Genomic DNA, 13813 nt, shown 5'->3' with positions numbered 1-13813 from the left:
TCGTCAGCCGCGCCGCCGCCTCAGACGGCCGTCGTCAGCCGCCCGCGCCGGCGACGCCGCCCCCGCAGGCCCTGCCAGGCCGCGCCCACCGCCAGTGACTGGACCAGTGCCGAGACCGCGATGCCACCGACGAAGAACCACGTCGGCGCGTCGCCGCCCCAGCCCGATTCGCCGAGCCAGGCGACGAAGCCGAAGGCCGGGAAGGTGGACAGGGCCGGCCAGATCCAGACGAGGGACGCGTCGGGGCTGTTCGCGAAGAGGGGTTCCAGCGCGGCGACGGCCGTCGCGCCGCCGACTATGGCGAGGTAGACCGCCGAGGCGCGGTTGGCGAAGGCCAGGCGGGTGAAGGTGCGTATCGGGCTGGTCTTCCCGGTGGGCTTCCCGGTCTTCATCGGATGCAGGTCTCCCCGTGCGTCGTGTTCCCGTCCTGCCTCCAGGGTCGGACGGGGACGGGCCGACGGGCCCGAGCACCCGTACTCAGGTCGACGACGCGGCACCTGGGCCAGGGAGAAGGCCTACACCGTCAGCGGGACCTCGTGGATCTCGTCCGCCCTGTGGCCCGCGCGCTCGTGGACGCGCTGGACGGCGTCGGCCGACGGGGCCTCGGAGAGGCAGTAGACCGTGCCGGATTCCGGGTCCGCCCACGCGTGCTCGAAGTGGACGTCCTCGTCCTTCTCCACGGCGAGGTCCGCCTGGTGGGCCTGGTGGAGCTGGTCCGCGGTGATGCCGTGCATTCCGTGGTGCACGTCCATGAAGTGAGCCATGGCCTCGCACCCCCTTCAGGGTCTTTCCTTCAGGGTGCGCCCGTACGGCGTCCGGGGCGAACCCGGACGCCGTACCACGCCGTACCGCTCTTCGCTGCTTACCGCGTCAGCCGCACTGGCAGGGATTGCCCGACTGGCAGCCGCAGCCGCAGCCCGAGCCGCAGCCGCACGCGGCGACCAGGGGCAGGCTGCGGATCTCGGGCGGCTGTTCGGTGGGGCGTTCCTGTGCGGGGTCGGGGCTGGTGCTGGGGGAATCGGCCATGGTTCCTCCTGGAGGCTGGTGCCTGGGCCCATTGCACGCCCTGGGAGCCAGTCGCAGCAACGGCGCATTGGGGCGAACGCGCGCGCCCCCGGCCTGCCCGCCCGACCGGGCCAACCGGCCCGCCCGGGCCGCCAGACCGGGCCGACCGGCCCGATCCGTCCTGCCGACCTGTCCCCCTCGACCCGTCCCCCCGGACCCGTTCCGCCGGGCCGGTTCCGTCCGGCCTGCGTCAGGCCCCTTCGGCCTGCGTCGGCGGCTGGATGTCCGGCTGGAAGTCGTCCGCGTGTTCGCCGGTGACCAGGTAGACCACCCGCTTGGCGACCGCGACGGCGTGGTCGGCGTAGCGCTCGTAGTAGCGGCCGAGGAGGGTGACGTCCACGGCCGTCTCGATGCCGTGCTTCCAGCGGTCGTCCATCAGGTGCTGGAAGAGGGTGCGGTGGAGGAGGTCCATCGCGTCGTCGTCCTGCTCCAGCTGGAGGGCCAGGTCGACGTCCTTGGTGATGATCACCTCGGCCGCCTTGGCCATCAGGCGCTGCGCGAGCTGGCCCATCTCCAGGATGGTGGCGTGCAGGTCGTGCGGCACCGCACGCTCCGGGTAGCGCAGCCGGGCCAGCTTGGCCACGTGCTGGGCCAGGTCGCCCGAGCGCTCCAGGTCGGCCGACATCCGCAGCGAGGTGACGACGATGCGCAGGTCCGTCGCCACCGGCTGCTGCCGGGCCAGCAGGGCTATCGCCCGGGCCTCCAGTTCGTGGTGGAGCTCGTCGACCTTCTGGTCGCCCTCGATCACGTTCTCGGCGAGCTTCAGGTCGGAGTCGAGGATGGCGGTCGTGGCGCGTCCGATCGCCGATCCGACCAGCCGGGCCATCTCCACCAGACTGTCGCCGATCGAATCCAGTTCCTCGTGGTACGCGTCCCGCATCAGGGTTCCCTCTCGTACGTCCATTTAGGGGGCTCGCACTGGCTCGCACCGGCTCGCAACCCCTCACCGTGCCCCCACGCTTACACGTTCCGGCCCGTACGCGTCCGTTTCCGGCACCACAAATGAACCATCCCTGGCTCCAAGGTGAACTCTGGGCGACGAGTGTTCGAGGTCGCAGTCCGATGGCTGGGGCGGGGCCGTTCGGCATGCCTAACCTGGACGCATGGACGTGAACGCGGCGGTCGCCGCAGTGGCAGCGATCGCCGGAGTGCTCACCGGCGTGATCGCCATGCTGGCGTTCCGCTGGAGCGAGCGCGACCAGCGCCGCCCCACCCGCACCTCCCTGCACACCGATCCGGTGCTCCCGCCCGGCGTGGACACCGTCCTGTCGGTGCTCCGTTCCTCCGCGGTCGTCCTCGACGAGGCCGACGCGGTGGTCAAGGCCAGCTCGGCGGCGTACGCCCTCGGCCTGGTCCGGGGCGGCAAGCTCGCCGTCGAGCCCATGCTGCAGATGGCCCGGGACACCCGGCGGGACGGGGAGATACGGCAGGTCGAGCTGGACCTGCCGAGACGGGGGAACGGGCGGGGGGAGGCGCTCGCCGTCTCCGCGCGCGTCGCGCCCCTCGGGTCGCGGCTGGTGCTGCTGCTCGTCGAGGACCTCACCGAGGCCCGGCGGATCGAGGCCGTACGGCGCGACTTCGTCGCCAACGTGAGCCACGAACTGAAGACGCCGGTCGGGGCGCTCTCCCTGCTCTCCGAGGCCGTCATGGACGCCTCGGACGACCCGGAGGCGGTGGAGCGGTTCGCCGGGCGCATGCAGATCGAGGCGACCCGGCTCACCAACCTCGTGCAGGAGCTCATCGACCTGTCCCGCGTCCAGAACGACGCCCCCCTCGACGACGCCGAGCCCGTCCGGGTGGACGAGCTGGTCGCCGAGGCCATCGACCGCTGCCGGCAGGCAGCCGGTACCAAGCAGATCACCATGGCCGCCGGAGGAACGGCGGATCTGCACGTACGCGGCAACCGCGGCCAGCTCGCCGCCGCCCTCGGCAACCTCGTCGAGAACGCCGTCAACTACTCGCCCGCCCGCACCCGCGTCGGCATAGCAGCCCGCCGCGTGGGCGCCCCCGGCGGCGACCTGATCGAGATCGCCGTGACCGACCAGGGCATCGGCATCTCCGACAAGGACAAGGAGCGCGTCTTCGAGCGCTTCTACCGCGTCGACCCGGCCCGCTCCCGGGCCACCGGAGGCACCGGTCTGGGTCTCGCGATCGTCAAGCACGTGGTCGCCTCGCACGGCGGGGAGGTCACGGTGTGGAGCGCCGAAGGCCAGGGCTCCACTTTCACCCTGCGACTGCCGGAGTCGGGCAGCGCCGCCCGTGACCGCGCACCGCGGCGGGCCGCCCGCGATGACCACGAGAACCGCGTGGACCAGGTCGAACAGATGGACCTGGGACACGTGGAACACGGAGAAATCGCCGAGAACGGGCGGTCCGCTTCTTCATCCCCCCACACTTCCCCGTACGAAACGCTTCCCGCCCCGGAGGTCCTTCCGTGACCCGTGTGCTCGTCGTCGAGGACGAGGAGTCCTTCTCCGACGTCCTGTCGTACATGCTCCGCAAGGAGGGCTTCGAGGTCGCCGTCGCGACCACCGGGCCCGACGGACTCGACGAGTTCGAGCGCAACGGCGCCGACCTCGTCCTCCTCGACCTGATGCTGCCCGGACTGCCCGGCACCGAGGTGTGCCGCCAGCTGCGCGGCCGCTCGAACGTCCCCGTGATCATGGTGACCGCCAAGGACAGCGAGATCGACAAGGTCGTGGGCCTGGAGATAGGGGCCGACGACTACGTCACCAAGCCCTTCTCCTCCCGCGAGCTGGTCGCCCGCATCCGTGCCGTGCTGCGCCGCCGCGGCGAGCCGGAGGAGGTCGCCCCCGCCGCACTGGAGGCCGGCCCCGTCCGCATGGACGTCGACCGGCACGTCGTGACCGTGGGCGGCACCAAGGTCGACCTGCCGCTCAAGGAGTTCGACCTGCTGGAGATGCTCCTCCGCAACGCCGGCCGCGTGCTGACCCGCATGCAGCTGATCGACCGGGTCTGGGGCGCCGACTACGTCGGTGACACCAAGACCCTCGACGTCCACGTCAAGCGGCTGCGCGCCAAGATCGAGCCCGACCCGGGCGCGCCGCGGTACCTGGTGACGGTGCGGGGGCTCGGTTACAAGTTCGAGCCGTAGAGCGGCCTGCGCGGCCGGTGCGGTCGGTACCGCCGGCTCCGCGCCCGTGCGTGACGTACGGACAACCCCGTACGGCGAAGGGCGGGACCTCTCTGCAGAGGTCCCGCCCTTCGCGCGGTACGAGCGGTGGTACGGGGCTCAGTGGCCGGCCGTTTCCTCCTGCGAGGAGGCGTCCGTCTCGGTGCCGGTACCCGCGGACTCACCGGTTCCGGCGGCGTCCTCGGTCCCGGAGGTCTCGCCGTCGGACGGGGCGCCGGAGGTCTCGCCGTCCGACGGGCCGCCCGCGGACTCGCCGTCGGACGGCTCCCCGGAGGTCTCCTGCGACGGCTGCGACGACGCGCCGGGCGCGGCCGGCACGTCGCTCGGGCCCCACTCGGAGAAGTAGCTGTCGGCGGGGACGACGAACGCCTCCAGGCTCACGTCGCCGGTCTTGCTGAGGGCGAAGGTGACCTTCTGCGCGTCGCCGTCCTCGACGGCCTCGCGGCCGCCGGTCAGGACGGCCGAGGCGTTGCCCTCGCCGCCGAGGATCAGGGAACCGCCGGCCGGGACGGTCAGACCGTCGCCGGCGCCCTCCTCGCCCTCGGCGGGCTTCAGCTCGACGGGCTCGCCGGCGCCGTCCACGGTGATGGACTCGAGGGTCTGGTCCGTGCGGCCGTTGTTGAACAGGGTGGCGGAGACCGCGGCCGGGCCGGTCGACTCCGGGTCGGGCTGCGTGATGACGATCGCGTTCTGGATCTGGATGTCACCGACGGTCGTCGCAGCGTTGTCCGGCTTGATCTCCAGCGTCTGGGCGTTGTGACCGGCACCGCACGCGGCGAGCGAGGCGATCGAGAACGCGATGGCGGCGGCGGCGAGGGCACCGCGTCGAAGGCTGCTGCTCACGGCGGCGGCAACTCCTTGGACTCGAGCGGGGTGGCGGCAACGGATAAAGCCGCCCTAAGTGACTGTCAGCAGGGCTTAGGCTACCGAGCCGTTCCCCGGGCGCCGCACCCGACCCTCCCCCGAGCCGCGGGCTTCGCCCGGCAGGCGGTAGGCGCGGAGGGCGCGCCGCGCTCTTCCCGGTCTCCGCCTGGCCCCCCGGCCGGTCTCCGTGCGGTTCCCCGGCCGGCCTCCACCCGTTTTCCGCCCGGTCCTCCGCCCGGGTCCTCCGCCCGGTGCTCCCTGGTCCCCTCCCCGGTGCCTCCAGGGCCGCGTCCCGGTCGCTTTGCCGCTTGCGCGCGTCCCTCATTCATATAAGAGGCCCCACGCCATACGAGTCGCCGATCGGTGCGCGAATTTTGCGTGAAGGAATGCGCGGACGGCCAGGAAATTGATCATCCGAGGGCCGGCCGGAGGACCCTCGTGATCAATTCCGGATTCGTCCGGAACCCCGCTCAGGTCACCGAACGGAGTAGCGGAAGTCGCACGCCTGGAACCGGACATAAGGGAACCTTCGGACGGGCGAACGGGCCTCCGGGGGTGTGTGACGTGCACGTTTCGCCCGGCCCGAAGAGCCGCTCCGACCTGCGAATACTTTCTTCCGCTCGCTCCGCGCAGCACGTTCCCGTCGCTGTTGTCAAGCCCCGAGATATGCCCTGACCTGCGAAAACGCCATTCAGAAGACGCCGTTTCCGTGTTACCCTGGATAGCCACGGAAGGGGTACCTGTCACATGACGTTCAAGGTTGGCGACACCGTGGTCTATCCCCATCACGGGGCCGCGCTGATCGAGGCTATCGAAACTCGCCAGATCAAAGGCGTGGACAAGACCTACTTGGTGCTGAAGGTCGCCCAGGGTGACCTGACGGTACGTGTGCCAGCGGACAATGCGGAGTTCGTCGGCGTGCGTGATGTGGTCGGTCAGGACGGACTGGACCGGGTCTTCGAGGTGCTGCGCGCGCCGTATGCCGAGGAGCCCACGAACTGGTCGCGTCGTTACAAGGCAAACCTGGAGAAGCTCGCCTCCGGCGACGTCATCAAGGTCGCGGAAGTCGTACGCGATCTGTGGCGGCGCGAGCGCGAGCGCGGACTCTCCGCCGGTGAGAAGCGCATGCTCGCCAAGGCCCGCCAGATCCTGGTGAGCGAGCTCGCGCTTGCGGAGAACACCAACGAGGACAAGGCGGAGGCCCTGCTCGACGAGGTGCTCGCCTCCTGAGGCGAGACGCAGCCCGCTGCACGCCCGGTTCAGCGCACTGAATGCCGCGGTGCCCGATGACATTTCTGCTGTCGCCGGGCGCTGCGGCATGTTCGCACCCGGGAGCCGGGTCCGTCCTCTGATTCGTCTTCGGACGCCCGTCCCGGGAGAATTCCCCCGGTCCTGGCGTGCCGGGCCCGGGCTGCTGGCTCGACCAGGGTCACGGAAGGGTCCGGTCAAGGCGTCGCGCCCGGCACGGTGAGGCCATACCCAACTTGGTCGAGCACACAAACCTGACAGGAACCGATGTCTGACGAATCGCGTCCCTCGCCCGCCGAGATGCCCACCGACGCCCGTGCGAACACCCGGACCGCGGCCGTGATTCCCGCCGCCGGCCGGGGCGTACGGCTTGGACCGGGAGCCCCGAAAGCGCTGCGCGCGCTGGGCGGTACTCCCATGCTCATCCACGCCGTCCGGGCGATGGCCGCCTCCCGTGCGGTCTCCCTGGTCGTCGTCGTGGCCCCGCCCGACGGAGCCACCGAGGTCAAGAGCCTGCTCGACGCCCACGCGCTGCCGGAGAGGACGGACTTCCTCGTCGTACCGGGCGGCGAGTCGCGGCAGGAGTCCGTACGGCTCGGCCTGGACGCGCTGCCGGCCGACTACGACACCGTCCTCGTGCACGACGCGGCCCGGCCGCTGGTGCCGGTCGACACGGTGGACGCCGTGATCGAGGCAGTACGGGAGGGCGCGCCCGCCGTGGTGCCGGCGCTGCCGCTCGCCGACACGGTCAAGCAGGTCGAGCCCGCCGCCGTCCCGGGCGAGCCGGAGCCGGTGGTGGCGACGCCGGAACGGGCGCGGCTGCGCGCGGTGCAGACACCACAGGGATTCGACCGGGAGACGCTGGTGCGCGCCCACGAGACGGTGAGCGACAACGTCACCGACGACGCGAGCATGGTCGAACAGCTCGGGCTGACGGTGATGGTCGTGCCGGGACACGAAGAGGCGTTCAAGGTGACACGGCCGCTCGACCTGGTACTGGCGGAGGCCGTACTGGCGCGCAGGAGGCTGAACGATGGCTTCTGAGACGGACGGACTCCCCGTGCTGCCGCAGGTCGGGATCGGTACGGACATCCACGCGTTCGAGGACGGACGTGAACTGTGGTGCGCCGGACTCAAATGGGAGGGCGAAGGGGCCGGGCTGGCCGGCCACTCCGACGCGGACGTCGTCGCCCACGCGGCGTGCAACGCGCTGTTCTCCGCCGCGGGGGTCGGCGACCTGGGCCAGCACTTCGGCACCGGGCGGCCCGAGTGGTCCGGGGCGTCCGGGGTGACGCTCCTGACGGAGGCCGCGCGGATCGTACGGGCGGCGGGGTTCCGGATCGGGAACGTCGCGGTGCAGGTGGTAGGTGACCGGCCGAAGGTCGGCAAGCGCCGCGAGGAAGCGCAGAAGGTGCTGTCCGAGGCGGTGGGGGCGCCGGTGTCCGTGTCGGGGGCGACGACGGACGGGCTCGGGTTCCCCGGACGGGGGGAAGGGCTGATGGCGGTGGCCACGGCGTTGGTGGCGCGGGTGGAGTGAGTGCGGGGGCGCGGTGCGGGCGCCGCCTGTGACGGTGCCGCGGGGGTGGTGCCGTACGGGGCTCGTCCCCGTGCTCCGGCGCGGGTTCCGCCCCCGTACCCCGGCTCGGGTTCCGGCCCCGTGCTCCGGTACGGGTTTCGTCCCCGCAGCCGGCAGGGGCTCGGCCCCGTGCTCCGGTACGGGTTTCGTCCCCGCAGCCGGCAGGGGCTCGGCCCCGTGCTCCGGTACGGGTTTCGTCCCCGCACCCGGCAGGGGCTCGGCCCCGTGCTCCGGTACGGGTTTCGTCCCCGCACCCCGCAGGGGCTTCGGCCCGCACCCGGCAGGGGCTCCGCCCCGTCACCTGGCCCCCGGGCCCGCACCCACCGACCAGCCGACTCGGCCGGCCATCGGACAAGAGACTCCCCCTCCCGTCCCCTCCCGTCCCCTTCCCTCCCCCCGTCTCACCGACTCGGTCGGGCAACAAGCGGGCAAGTGCGCCCCTGGCACTGCCCCGCGCCTACTACCCTGGACCCGTGACTATTCGCCTGTACGACACCAGCGCCCGGCAGATCCGTGACTTCGCCCCCCTCACGCCGGGCTGCGTCTCGATCTACCTGTGCGGTGCCACCGTGCAGGCCGCCCCGCACATCGGGCACATCCGGTCGGGGCTGAACTTCGACATCATGCGCCGCTGGTTCGCGTACCGCGGCTACGACGTCACGTTCATCCGCAACGTCACCGACATCGACGACAAGATCATCAGGAAGGCGGCGGACCAGAACCGCCCCTGGTGGTCCATCGGGTACGACAACGAGCGGGCGTTCAACGACGCCTACGACGCCCTCGGCTGCCTGCCGCCCACCTACGAGCCCCGCGCCACCGGCCACATCACCGAGATGGTCGAGATGATGCGCGGCCTCATCGAGCGCGGCCACGCCTACGAGGCCGACGGCAACGTCTACTTCGACGTACGGTCCCTGCCCGGGTACCTGTCGCTGTCCAACCAGGACCTCGACGAGCTGCGCCAGCCCTCCGGGGAGGGCGAGAGCGGCAAGCGGGACCCGCGGGACTTCGCCATGTGGAAGGCGGCCAAGCCCGGCGAGCCCAGCTGGGAGACGCCGTGGGGCCGGGGCCGCCCGGGGTGGCACCTGGAGTGCTCCGCCATGGCGCACAAGTACCTGGGCGAGGAGTTCGACATCCACGGCGGCGGGATCGACCTGATCTTCCCGCACCACGAGAACGAGATCGCCCAGGCCCGCGGCTTCGGCGACGCCTTCGCCCGGTACTGGGTGCACAACGCCTGGGTCACCATGAGCGGCGAGAAGATGTCCAAGTCGCTCGGCAACAGCGTGCTCGTGAGCGAGATGGTCAAGCAGTGGCGCCCGGTCGTGCTCCGGTACTACCTGGGCACCCCGCACTACCGCTCCACCATCGAGTACAGCGAGGAGTCCCTGCGCGAGGCCGAGTCGGCGTACGCGCGGATCGAGGGCTTCGTGCAGCGCGTCACCGAGCTCGCCGGCCACGCCGGCGAGCCCGCCGCCGACGTGCCGCCCGCCTTCGCCGAGGCGATGGACGACGACCTGGGCGTCCCGGGCGCCCTCGCCGTCGTGCACACCACCGTCCGGCAGGGCAACAGCGCGCTGGCAGCCGACGACAAGGAGGCCGCGGTCGCCCGCCTCGCCGAGGTCCGTGCGATGCTCGGGGTACTCGGCCTCGACCCGCTGGACCCGCACTGGGCCGGGGAGCAGGAGCAGGGCGAGGACCTGAGGCACGTCGTCGACAGCCTCGTACGGCTCGTCCTCGACCAGCGCGAGGCCGCGCGGGCCCGTAAGGACTGGCCCACCGCGGACGCCATCCGCGACCAGCTGGGACAGTCCGGCCTGGTCATCGAGGACGGTCCGCAGGGGCCCCGCTGGAGCCTCGGCTCCCGCTGACCCCGGGCCCGGTCACCGAAGTCCGGGCCCGTGGACCCCGCGGGTTCCCGTAGATCGATTGTGCCGCCCGGCCTCCCGGGCGGCACACTGCATACAACGCACGTACGACGCACACTCCCGTAGAGAGCGGAGACAGGTAACTCATGGCCGCGAACAACCGCCGCATGTCCGGCAAGAAGGGCGCGCAGGTCGGCAGCGGCGGCAAGCGACGCCGGGGCCTGGAAGGCAAGGGGCCGACGCCCCCCGCCGAGATGCGCAAGGGGCACGCCAAGCAGCGTGCCGCCAACGCGAAGGCACGCCGCGCCACGGGACGTACGCCGCAGCGACGCGGGGGAGGCCGGTCGACGTCCGAACTCGTCGTCGGCCGCAACCCCGTCTACGAGGCGCTGCGCGAAGGCGTGCCCGCCTCGACGCTCTACGTCCAGCAGTTCATCGACAACGACGAGCGGGTGCGCGAGGCGCTCCAGCTCGCGGCCGAGCGCGGCGGCATCAACCTCATGGAGGCGCCGCGTCCCGAGCTCGACCGGATGACCAACGGGCTCAACCACCAGGGGCTCGTCCTCCAGGTCCCGCCGTACGAGTACGCGCACCCCGAGGACCTGGTCGCCGCCGCCCACGACGAGGGCGCGGACCCGCTGATCGTCGCCCTCGACGGTGTCACCGACCCGCGCAACCTCGGTGCCGTCGTCCGCTCCGTCTCCGCCTTCGGCGGCCACGGCGTCGTCGTGCCCGAGCGGCGCGCGGCCGGCATGACGGCGGGCGCCTGGAAGACGTCCGCCGGCACGGCCGCCCGCACGCCGGTGGCCCGCGCCACCAACCTCACGCGGGCGCTGGAGACCTACCAGAAGGCCGGGATCACGGTCGTCGGCCTCGCCGCCGACGGCGAGGCCGAACTCGGCGACCTGGAGGCACTGTCGGGTCCGGTCGTCATCGTCGTCGGCAGCGAGGGCAAGGGCCTGTCGCGGCTGGTCGGTGAGACGTGCGACGTCCGGGTGCGGATTCCGATGCCCGGCGGTGCGGAGTCGCTGAACGCCGGTGTCGCGGCGGGGATCGTGCTGTACGAGGCGTCGCGCCGGCGGGTCTGACGCGGGCTCGGGGTGCGGTGACCGCCGGTCGGAGGCCGGCGCGGCCGTGCGAAGCCGCGTGGTCGTGCGAAGCCGCGTGGTCGTGCGAGCGGGGCAGAAGGATGGGGCCGCCGGTGTCGCGGCGGGGACCGTGCCGTACGAGGCGCCGCGCCGGCGTCGCCGAGTGAGGGGCGGCGCGCCGAACGGAGAACGGGTGTTCGGCGCGGTCGCCCACACGGGGTGTTCCCGGCTCTCCGGACAAGCTTGACGCGGTCCGGACAGATCTGGGCGGTCAAGGCAGTGTCCTAACGACACGTCACTCGGTTAGATGAGTGTGGACACCAGAACACCCCGCACACCCACGGGGGACCGCTCGTCGGGAATCGACGACGCTCCCGCGCTGAGCATGGTGAAGGTGCCGAGCGATCCGGCCCAGGTCATCGTCAATCACGCGAGCTTCCGCGTGCAGCTCGGTGCCTCCGCGCGGCGGACCCGGTCCCCGCGGATCGCGCGGCACTTGAGCGCCACCCAGGACACCGCCCGCATGCCCCTCGCCGGCACCGCGGGGCCCGCCGCCCCGGCCCCCGCCCGCCGTCGCGCCGTCGTCTGGAGCGGGCGGTCCGACCCGGACGACACCGGCGCCCACCGGCTGCTCCAGGCGGTGCGGGCCGGAGCCGGTCACCACACCGACGAGCAGGGCGCCGACGCCGGAGCCACCCAGGTCATCCACCGGGACGGCTTCGACGAGGGCGCCCCGGGCTACGACGGCTACGACGACGGCCCCGCCACCCAGACCATCGAGACCCCCCTCGTCGGCGCGCAGCGCGGCCCCGCCCCCGACGGCACCCGCCTGCTGCCCGCCATGCGTACCGTCGGCAGCGCCTACGACGAACCCGCCTACACCGGCGAGGACTTCGACCCGGCCCCCGGGCACGACGACTACGACGACTACGACGACGAGTACGACGACGGCCCGGAACCGGCCGGACCGCGCGCCCGGCGCCACGCCGACGACCCGGCACGGCACGCCTACTTCCCCGGCCGCCGCATGAACCTCGGCGTCGTGCTGCTGCCGCTGCGCGTCTTCCTCGGCTTCATCTCCGTCTACGCCGGCATGGGCAAGCTCTGCGACCCCGTCTACTTCGACGGCGGCGAACGCGGCTCCATGGTCAAGTGGCTCAACACCCTGCACCCCTGGGACATCGCCGAGCCGCTGCGCCAGTTCGCCCTCGCCCACCCCGTCGGCTCCGGACTCGTCATCGCCTTCCTCCAGGTGATCGTGGGCGTCCTGACCGTCCTGGGCTGCTGGCAGCGCGTCGGCGCCGTCATCGGCGCGGGCCTGTCCGCGGCGCTCCTCGTCACCGTCAGCTGGAAGAGCGTCCCCGTCTACGACGCGCCCGACATCATCTACCTCGCCGCCTGGTCGCCGCTGATCATCGCCGGTGCCCCGGTCTACTCGGTGGACGGCCGGCTCGCCGGCAGCGCCTGGCGCCGCCTCGGCCCCCGCGCCGACATCTGGGACCTGCGCCGCTACGTCCTGCGCCGCGGCGCCCTCGTCACCTTCCTCGTCACCGGCATCACCCTCCTCGTCGGCTCGCTGCTCGGCGGTGCCGTCCGGGACGCCGACCGCGTGATCGTCCCCGGGCCCGGCGAGTCCCCGCGCAACGAACTGCCCGGCTCCCCGATCCCGCGGGAACCCGGCACGCGGAAGCCGACGACCCCGGAGGCCTCCGCATCACCCACCCAGGGCGCCACCAGCGGTGCGCCCACGCCGTCCACGGGCGCCGCGACCACCCCCGGAGCGACCCGCGACAGCGGCACCGCCACCGGCGGCGGCACCCCCAGCCAGACCCAGGGCACCACGGGCGAGGCCCCGCCGCGGCAGTCCTCCCCGGCCCGCCAGGCGCCGAGCACCACCGCGGGACCCACCTCCGGCGGCACCACGACCGGCGGCGGCAGCAGCGGCGGCTCGACCGGCGGCTCCGGCACCGGAAGCGGCGGCGACGGCGGCGGCTCCTCCTCCACCGGAGAGCCGGGCAGGGGCCTCGTGGGCGGCCTCCTGGGCTGACGCCGGTGCCGGGGCCGGGAAGTTGTGGCCACTCACAGACGATGAGTGGCCAACATCTTCCCGGCCCCGCCCTTTAGTCTTCCGTCGGGGGCGTTGCGAGCCGCGTACGGCGGTCGCCGATCTGGCGGACGGGAGCGAAGAGGCGGCGCCCAGAAGCCCCGAACTCGGTGAAGTCCGGATGCAGAAGCAGCAGGACACGGGGGTTCGCCAGAACGAGCAGGGTTCGTAGCAGCGTGGTGGCGTACTGGGCGTTCATGCGGTTGCCGGCTGCGCATGTGTGTGACGCGCCCCGTCGGACAAGACGGCGCCCGCCCTTCCGAAGTCTTGGCGGGTCTTCCGCAGGTTCCGATGCGCTCAGAACCCGGTGAACCAATGCGCGACCGACTTCGTCTAGACGGTTGAGATCCGGCGACGCTGTTATCCGGGTGCGCTCATACCGTCGAGCTGCAATCCTTCCATAGAGGTAGATATGCCCCTTTCCGTGATCCTGGTCCTCTTTGTCGCAGCCGTCACGCTTGCTGTGTACAGGTTTGTGCGGCGCCGACTGACCACCGGCGCCGCGTCGGGAGTGGCGGTCGGCGCTCTGGGGCTCCAGCTCTTCGGCCTTTGGGTCATGGCCGAGCTCACATTCGCCAACATGGGCTGAGCTCGGCCCTGTCGGGGATCTTGGAGTTTTCCGGTGCGTCGCGGTGGCCGGTGGGCATGCTCGGGTGTTCCTGGAGTCCGTGCGGTTGTCGAGGTGCCCGGACCGCCCCGTCAGTCTTCCTGACCGCCGTCGAACACAAGGCCGCCGAGCTGGTCGGACACTCCGCCCGGACGGCGACCCCGAGCACCTGTCGCATGCGCAAGCCGGTCCCGTAGGGCCCCGGATCGCCCTTCACCGCCACTCCAGGCCGACGC

15 protein-coding genes are annotated in these 13813 nt (G+C 72.1%); 9 read left to right on the top strand and 6 right to left on the bottom strand.

What is annotated here, in order from left to right; translation table 11 throughout:
- Positions 1-20: 20 nt before the first annotated feature.
- From ACZ7G3_RS21940 to phoU, 4 genes are all read right to left on the bottom strand, one after another.
- Positions 21-392, bottom strand: a complete 372-nt coding sequence (locus tag ACZ7G3_RS21940; RefSeq protein ID WP_470927667.1) for an SCO4225 family membrane protein — start codon at positions 390-392, stop codon at positions 21-23.
- Positions 393-515: 123 nt separating this feature from the next.
- The gene (locus ACZ7G3_RS21935) at positions 516-764 is read right to left on the bottom strand and encodes an SCO4226 family nickel-binding protein (RefSeq protein WP_426596874.1); all 249 of its coding nucleotides are present in this window, start codon (positions 762-764) and stop codon (positions 516-518) included.
- A 106-nt stretch (positions 765-870) separates the two neighbouring features.
- A complete protein-coding gene (locus ACZ7G3_RS21930; protein WP_470927665.1) occupies positions 871-1026 on the bottom strand; it encodes a hypothetical protein in 156 nt (51 codons plus the stop codon).
- Positions 1027-1255: 229 nt separating this feature from the next.
- A complete protein-coding gene (gene phoU / locus ACZ7G3_RS21925) occupies positions 1256-1945 on the bottom strand; it encodes a phosphate signaling complex protein PhoU (protein WP_426596872.1) in 690 nt (229 codons plus the stop codon).
- Between the two features lie 223 nt (positions 1946-2168).
- Here phoU and phoR point away from each other — a divergent pair, with 223 nt between their 5' ends.
- Together phoR and phoP are read left to right on the top strand one after the other, a co-directional pair.
- A complete protein-coding gene (phoR, locus tag ACZ7G3_RS21920) occupies positions 2169-3503 on the top strand; it encodes a two-component system sensor histidine kinase PhoR (protein ID WP_426596871.1) in 1335 nt (444 codons plus the stop codon).
- 5 nt (positions 3504-3508) lie between these two features.
- Positions 3509-4180, top strand: a complete 672-nt coding sequence (phoP, locus tag ACZ7G3_RS21915) for a two-component system response regulator PhoP (protein ID WP_466747773.1) — start codon at positions 3509-3511, stop codon at positions 4178-4180.
- Positions 4181-4318: 138 nt separating this feature from the next.
- Here phoP and ACZ7G3_RS21910 read toward each other — a convergent pair whose 3' ends face one another.
- Complete coding sequence (locus tag ACZ7G3_RS21910) at positions 4319-5062, bottom strand: copper chaperone PCu(A)C (protein WP_426596870.1); 744 nt, start codon at positions 5060-5062, stop codon at positions 4319-4321.
- A gap of 768 nt (positions 5063-5830) precedes the next feature.
- Here ACZ7G3_RS21910 and ACZ7G3_RS21905 point away from each other — a divergent pair.
- From ACZ7G3_RS21905 to ACZ7G3_RS21880, 6 genes are all read left to right on the top strand, one after another.
- Positions 5831-6313, top strand: a complete 483-nt coding sequence (locus ACZ7G3_RS21905; RefSeq protein ID WP_003953493.1) for a CarD family transcriptional regulator — start codon at positions 5831-5833, stop codon at positions 6311-6313.
- Between the two features lie 285 nt (positions 6314-6598).
- Positions 6599-7375 (top strand): 2-C-methyl-D-erythritol 4-phosphate cytidylyltransferase, encoded by a 777-nt coding sequence (gene ispD, locus ACZ7G3_RS21900; RefSeq protein WP_426596869.1) that lies wholly within the window; start codon positions 6599-6601, stop codon positions 7373-7375.
- Positions 7365-7868, top strand: a complete 504-nt coding sequence (ispF, locus tag ACZ7G3_RS21895; protein WP_470927662.1) for a 2-C-methyl-D-erythritol 2,4-cyclodiphosphate synthase — start codon at positions 7365-7367, stop codon at positions 7866-7868. The genes ispD and ispF overlap by 11 nt, the downstream gene beginning before the upstream one ends.
- 512 nt (positions 7869-8380) lie before the next feature.
- Positions 8381-9781, top strand: a complete 1401-nt coding sequence (gene cysS / locus ACZ7G3_RS21890) for a cysteine--tRNA ligase (protein WP_426596867.1) — start codon at positions 8381-8383, stop codon at positions 9779-9781.
- A 143-nt stretch (positions 9782-9924) separates the two neighbouring features.
- Positions 9925-10866, top strand: coding sequence for a 23S rRNA (guanosine(2251)-2'-O)-methyltransferase RlmB (gene rlmB / locus ACZ7G3_RS21885; protein WP_426596866.1), 942 nt, complete (start codon positions 9925-9927; stop codon positions 10864-10866).
- Positions 10867-11173: 307 nt separating this feature from the next.
- Positions 11174-12913 (top strand): DoxX family protein, encoded by a 1740-nt coding sequence (locus tag ACZ7G3_RS21880; protein ID WP_470927660.1) that lies wholly within the window; start codon positions 11174-11176, stop codon positions 12911-12913.
- Between the two features lie 73 nt (positions 12914-12986).
- Here the strand turns inward: ACZ7G3_RS21880 and ACZ7G3_RS21875 are convergent, their stop codons facing one another.
- Entirely contained in the window at positions 12987-13169 is a 183-nt protein-coding gene (locus ACZ7G3_RS21875; protein ID WP_470927658.1) for a hypothetical protein, read from the bottom strand.
- A 225-nt stretch (positions 13170-13394) separates the two neighbouring features.
- On the opposite strand from ACZ7G3_RS21875, the gene ACZ7G3_RS21870 reads away from it, so the two are divergent.
- Positions 13395-13559, top strand: a complete 165-nt coding sequence (locus tag ACZ7G3_RS21870; RefSeq protein WP_470927656.1) for a hypothetical protein — start codon at positions 13395-13397, stop codon at positions 13557-13559.
- Positions 13560-13813 lie beyond the last annotated feature (254 nt).

The organism is Streptomyces sp. NPDC037271 (genome assembly GCF_055603605.1).
The sequence above is the reverse complement of the archived record's forward strand: the minus strand, read 5'-3'. Positions and strand labels throughout refer to the sequence as shown.

Coding starts and splice junctions, on each gene's coding strand:
- ACZ7G3_RS21875 (WP_470927658.1), bottom strand. CDS start 13,169: ATGAACGCCCAGTACGCCACCACGCTGCTACGAACCCTGCTCGTTCTG.
- ispF (WP_470927662.1), top strand. CDS start 7,365: ATGGCTTCTGAGACGGACGGACTCCCCGTGCTGCCGCAGGTCGGGATC.
- ACZ7G3_RS21880 (WP_470927660.1), top strand. CDS start 11,174: ATGAGTGTGGACACCAGAACACCCCGCACACCCACGGGGGACCGCTCG.
- rlmB (WP_426596866.1), top strand. CDS start 9,925: ATGGCCGCGAACAACCGCCGCATGTCCGGCAAGAAGGGCGCGCAGGTC.
- ACZ7G3_RS21905 (WP_003953493.1), top strand. CDS start 5,831: ATGACGTTCAAGGTTGGCGACACCGTGGTCTATCCCCATCACGGGGCC.
- phoU (WP_426596872.1), bottom strand. CDS start 1,945: ATGCGGGACGCGTACCACGAGGAACTGGATTCGATCGGCGACAGTCTG.
- ispD (WP_426596869.1), top strand. CDS start 6,599: ATGTCTGACGAATCGCGTCCCTCGCCCGCCGAGATGCCCACCGACGCC.
- ACZ7G3_RS21930 (WP_470927665.1), bottom strand. CDS start 1,026: ATGGCCGATTCCCCCAGCACCAGCCCCGACCCCGCACAGGAACGCCCC.
- ACZ7G3_RS21940 (WP_470927667.1), bottom strand. CDS start 392: ATGAAGACCGGGAAGCCCACCGGGAAGACCAGCCCGATACGCACCTTC.
- ACZ7G3_RS21935 (WP_426596874.1), bottom strand. CDS start 764: ATGGCTCACTTCATGGACGTGCACCACGGAATGCACGGCATCACCGCG.
- phoR (WP_426596871.1), top strand. CDS start 2,169: ATGGACGTGAACGCGGCGGTCGCCGCAGTGGCAGCGATCGCCGGAGTG.